Raw genomic sequence first — 2,083 nt, 5'->3', positions numbered from 1 at the left:
GGCGGCGGAGGCGTACGAGCTGAGCAGGCGCTCCAGTGCCTCGACGACCATGGCGTGGTCCTCGGCCTGCGGCAGCCCCGAGACCGTGACCGAGCCGATCACGCCCGCGCCCTCGACCGCGACCGGGAACGAGCCACCGTGCGCCGCGTACCGGTCGGGGTCGAGGCGCGAGGACGCCTCGAACGTCGTCCCCTTGGCGCGGAACCGCGCGCCGACCAGGAACGAGCTCACGCCGTACCGCTCGACGACCCGTCGCTTGCGGTCGATCCAGGCGTCGTTGTCCGCGCTCGACCCCGGCAGCGCACAGTGGAAGAGCTGCTGCGGGCCGCGCCGGATGTCGATCGCCACCGGCGCCCCGCGCTCGCGCGCCATGCCGACGAGCAGGCCGCCGAGCGTCCAGGCGTCCTCGTACGTGAAGCGGGGGAGGACCAGCCGGGCCTCCTGCGCCTCCAGCTCGCTCACTTCCTGGGCGCTCACAGCGTCACCGTGATCCCCTCGCGGGCGGACCGCTTCGCCGCCTCCAGGACGTCGAGCGCGGCCGCGGCATCGTGGGCCGTCACCGGGTTCTCGCCGGCACCGCGCAGGGCGGCGGCGACGGCCGCGTAGTACGCCGGGTAGTCGCCCGGCAGCGACTCGACCGGGGTCCCGCCGCCGGTCAGCGGCGACTCGCCGGAGCCGAGCCGGCCCCACAGTTCCTCCGGCTCCAGGCCCCACGCCGTGCCCGGCACCGGTCGCAGCCCCTCGCGGAGGGCCGCCTCCTGCGGGTCGAGGCCGTACTTCACGAAGCCCGCGCGCTGCCCGAGCACCCGGAAGCGGGGGCCCAACTGGGCGGTGGTGGCGCTCACGTACAGGTGCGAGCGGACGCCGTTCGCGTGGGTGAGCGCGAGGAAGGTGTCGTCGTCGGCCTCGGCGCCCGGCCGACGGACGTCCGACTCGGCGTACACGGAGACCACCGGGCCGAAGAGGACCAGGGCCTGGTCGACGACGTGGCTGCCGAGGTCGTAGAGCAGGCCGCCGATCTCCGACGGCGCGCCGGACTCGCGCCAGCCGCCCTTGGGCAGCGGGCGCCAGCGCTCGAACCGCGACTCGAAGCGCTGGACGTCGCCGAGCGCGTTCTCGTCGAGGAGCCGGCGGAGGGTCAGGAAGTCGTTGTCCCAGCGGCGGTTCTGGAAGACGGAGAGCAGCAGGCCCCGCTCCTCGGCGAGGGCCGCGAGGGCTCGGGCCTCGGCGGCGGTCCCGGCCAGCGGCTTGTCGACGACGACCGGCAGGCCCGCCTCCAGGGCGGCCGTGGCGATCGCGACGTGCGTCTTGTTGGGGGAGGCGACGACGACCAGGTCGAGCTCGTCCGCCGCCCCGTCCGCCCACAGTTCCTCGGGGGTGGCCACGACCCGGACGCCCGGGTGCGCGGCGCGGGCCTCGGCGGCGCGCTCGGGGTTGCCGGTGGTGACGGCGGCGAGGGCGAGGGCGGGGCGTGGAAGACGGAACCCGCGAGGCCGTAGCCGACGAGGCCGACGCGGAGGGGAGTGCGGGGGGTGCCAGTCATGGGTCCCACTTAAGCAACGGTGTTGCCAAAGTGCAAGCGACAGCGACAATGGGCGGGTGAAGACGGACCTGATCGGAGTGGTGGAGTGAACGTGCCGGCCCTGCGCAGCCCCAACGCGGCGCTCGTGCTCGACCTGCTGCGCACCGCGGGCGAGGCCGGGATCAGCCGCCTCGAACTCGCCGAGCGGACCGGGCTCACCCCACAGGCCGTCAGCAAGATCACCGCACGGCTCCGGTCCGAGGGCCTCGCCACGGAGGCCGGCCACCGCGCCTCGACCGGCGGCAAGCCCCGTACGGTCCTGCGGCTCGTCCCCACCGCCGGGTACGCCGTCGGCGTCCACCTCGACCGCGACGANNCCTCGCGGGCACCGTCGTCGCCCGGCGCACGCGCGCCCTGGACCTGGGGGCGGGCGCGGGGCCCGTCCTGGACGCGGTGGCGGAGGAGGTACGGGGGCTGTTGTCCGGCCCCACGGCCCGCGCCACCGAACCCGCCTGCGAGACAGAGGCCGCTCGCGCCACCGAACCCGCCCCCACCCTCACC

At 75.5% G+C, this 2,083-nt stretch carries 1 protein-coding gene and 2 pseudogenes; 1 reads left to right on the top strand and 2 read right to left on the bottom strand.

The features are described from left to right. A partial coding sequence (locus AOK00_RS32095) for a heme-degrading domain-containing protein (RefSeq protein WP_055603690.1) occupies positions 1–477 on the bottom strand: 477 nt, incomplete at its 3' end. Continuing rightward, positions 474–1,543, bottom strand: a pseudogene (locus AOK00_RS32090) (Gfo/Idh/MocA family protein). The pseudogene AOK00_RS32090 and the gene AOK00_RS32095, both read right to left, overlap by 4 nt. A gap of 85 nt (positions 1,544–1,628) precedes the next feature. On the opposite strand from AOK00_RS32090, the pseudogene AOK00_RS32085 reads away from it, so the two are divergent. Next, a pseudogene (locus AOK00_RS32085) lies at positions 1,629–1,897 on the top strand (winged helix-turn-helix transcriptional regulator); the annotation flags it as partial. Between the last annotated feature and the right edge of the window lie 186 nt (positions 1,898–2,083).

The organism is Streptomyces aureus (assembly GCF_001418135.1).
GTDB lineage: Bacteria > Actinomycetota > Actinomycetes > Streptomycetales > Streptomycetaceae > Streptomyces > Streptomyces aureus_A.
Note: the sequence above shows the minus strand (reverse complement) of the source record. Positions and strands in the feature narration are given on the sequence as shown.